We start from the raw sequence: 2,567 nt of genomic DNA on the forward strand, positions 1-2,567 counted from the left end.
GGCGACACCGGCGAGTCGGAACAACCCGCGGCGGCTGAGCGCGAAGGGGACGGTCGGCGTTGGCACTCCGATATCGTGCCAGACCGCAGCGCTCGTACGCGCCGTGCCCGCGTGTCGCGGCGGTCGATCGTGGTCACGAGCACTGCCTGCGGGGCGGTAGGCTGTTGGTTCACCAAACGCAGTCCGGCTGCCGTACGCCGGATCGCCCACAACTACACACGAGGAGTTCGCGACATGCCTGTTCCGTCCAAGGAAAGGGTTGTCGAACTGCTCGCCGACCTCGTTCGAGAACGGGGTTACGACCTCGAAGACGTGAACGTTGTCGCCGCAGGAAAGCACAGTGCAGTGCGGGTCATGGTCGATCGCGAAGAGGGAATCGACCTCGACGCGCTTCCGGAACTGAGCCGCGAGATCTCGGATGCCTTCGATGCCGTGACCGATTTCGGGGAAGCTCCGTACACGCTGGAAGTCACCACCCCCGGAATCGACCGTCCGCTGACCGAGGCACGGCATTGGCGTCGGGCCCGCGGGCGCAAGGTTCGTATCGAACTCGCCGACGTCAAGTTCGACGGTCGCGTCGGTGTGCTCGACGGTGACTCGGTCACCGTGGTGATCAAGGAGAAGGGTGTGCTGTCTACCCGGTCCGTTGCGCTGTCCGATGTTGTGAAAGCTGTTGTACAGGTGGAGTTCTCGCGGCCCAGCGCCGAAGAGATGGACCTGGCGGGTGGCGTGGTCGGCAGTAGACCGTCACCCGCAGACACCGATGAGATCGTGGACGTGGAAGCACCGGAAGAAGGGTCGAACAAGTGAATATCGATATCGCCGCACTGCGTGCCATCGAGGCGGACAAGGGAATTCCGATCGAGATGGTGATCTCGACGATTCAGACCGCGTTGCTGACGGCCTACCGGCACACCGAGGGACACCAGTCCAACGCGTGGATCGACGTCGATCGCAAGACCGGGTCGGTACGGGTGATGGCCAAGGAGCTCGACGCCGACGGCAATCTGATCTCCGAGTGGGACGACACCCCGGAAGGCTTCGGACGCATCGCGGCAACCACGGCGCGTCAGGTCATCCTGCAGCGCCTACGCGACGCCGAGCACGAGCGCTCGTTCGGCGAGTACTCCACGCACGAGGGTGAGATCGTCAACGGTGTCATCCAGCGCGACACGCGTGCCAACGCCAAGGGCACCGTCATCGTTCGTATCGGCAGTGACGCCAACGGAGCCGACGGCCTCCTGCCGCCCGCCGAGCAGGTGCCGGGTGAAAGCTACGAGCACGGCGAACGCATCAAGTGCTACGTCGTCGGAGTCGCCCGGGGCAACCGGGGTCCGCAGATCACCCTCTCGCGCACCCATCCGAATCTGGTGCGCAAGCTGTTCGCCCTCGAGGTGCCCGAGATCGCCGACGGTTCGGTCGACATCGTGGCAGTGGCCCGCGAGTCGGGGCATCGCTCGAAGATCGCCGTCGCGTCCACCGTGTCCGGTCTCAACGCCAAGGGTGCCTGCATCGGACCGATGGGGCAGCGCGTGCGCAACGTGATGAGCGAACTCGCAGGCGAGAAGATCGACATCATCGACTTCGACGAGGATCCGGCCACGTTCGTCGGAAACGCTCTTTCTCCGTCGAAGGTCGTCTCGGTGACCGTCGTCGACGCGGCTGCTCGTGCGGCCCGTGTGGTGGTTCCCGAGTACCAGCTTTCTCTGGCCATCGGCAAGGAAGGGCAGAACGCTCGACTGGCCGCTCGATTGACCGGTTGGCGGATCGACATCCGCAGTGATGCGGCGGCACCCGAGACGACCAGCGCGTAGGGCCGGAATGCGGAGTTCGGGGCAATACAGCGGTAGAGTGGTCGATGGTTCGGTAACGACCTCTCCGCCCAGGGGCATGAACGCGAGTATCCGGTAGTGACAAGCCGGCCTATTCGTACGTGCGTCGGGTGCAGGGAGCGAGTGCCGGCCGCCGATCTGTTGAGGATCGTGGTTCGAGAAGCTGGTTCGCACGAATTCGCTCTCGTCCCCGACGTCCGGCATTCGATGTCCGGCCGTGGTGCGTGGTTGCACTACAGCCGAGAATGCCTGCACAATGCGGAACGACGCCGAGTCTTCGGTCGTGCGTTTCGGATATCGGGAAATGTGGAATCGTCCGCAGTGACAGCCGTGCTCGACGAGTACGAACAGCTGCAGGCCGAGGACACGGCAAGAGCAACACCCGTCGACAAGAACAGGCAACAGCACTGATGAGCACACCGTGAAGCACCAACGATGAACGTCCATCGGAGATAACCCGAGGTCGTGCGGGCACCAAGCCTCGCTCGGCCTCTCAGTGAGGAGAGCAGTGGCAGGCAAGGCCCGCGTGCACGAGTTGGCAAAAGAACTCGGTGTCACCAGTAAGGAACTACTCGCACGGCTCAAAGAGCAAGGCGAGTTCGTCAAGTCCGCATCATCCACAGTCGAAGCCCCCGTGGCACGTCGACTGCGAGAATCCTTCCCGTCCGACAGCGCGGACGCGTCGGCACCCGCCGCATCTGCACCGAACGGTCGCGCAGCGGCCGATCGCGCTGA

Annotated in this window: 4 protein-coding genes; all 4 read left to right on the plus strand. The window is 64.0% G+C overall.

What is annotated here, in order from left to right; translation table 11 throughout:
* The first annotated feature begins 234 nt into the window (after positions 1 to 234).
* Positions 235 to 810, plus strand: a complete 576-nt coding sequence (gene rimP, locus RHBS_RS26780) for a ribosome maturation factor RimP (protein ID WP_128646861.1) — start codon at positions 235 to 237, stop codon at positions 808 to 810.
* Complete coding sequence (nusA, locus tag RHBS_RS26785; protein WP_121870110.1) at positions 807 to 1,814, plus strand: transcription termination factor NusA; 1,008 nt, start codon at positions 807 to 809, stop codon at positions 1,812 to 1,814. The genes rimP and nusA overlap by 4 nt, the downstream gene beginning before the upstream one ends.
* 96 nt (positions 1,815 to 1,910) lie before the next feature.
* On the plus strand, positions 1,911 to 2,243 hold the full coding sequence (locus RHBS_RS26790) for a YlxR family protein (protein ID WP_187298653.1): 333 nt from the start codon (positions 1,911 to 1,913) through the stop codon (positions 2,241 to 2,243).
* Positions 2,244 to 2,340: 97 nt separating this feature from the next.
* Positions 2,341 to 2,567, plus strand: a 227-nt coding sequence (locus tag RHBS_RS26795) for a translation initiation factor IF-2 N-terminal domain-containing protein (RefSeq protein ID WP_145977634.1), incomplete at its 3' end; no start/stop codon positions are given.

The sequence above is a fragment of the Rhodococcus sp. BS-15 genome (assembly GCF_000813105.1).
GTDB lineage: Bacteria > Actinomycetota > Actinomycetes > Mycobacteriales > Mycobacteriaceae > Rhodococcoides.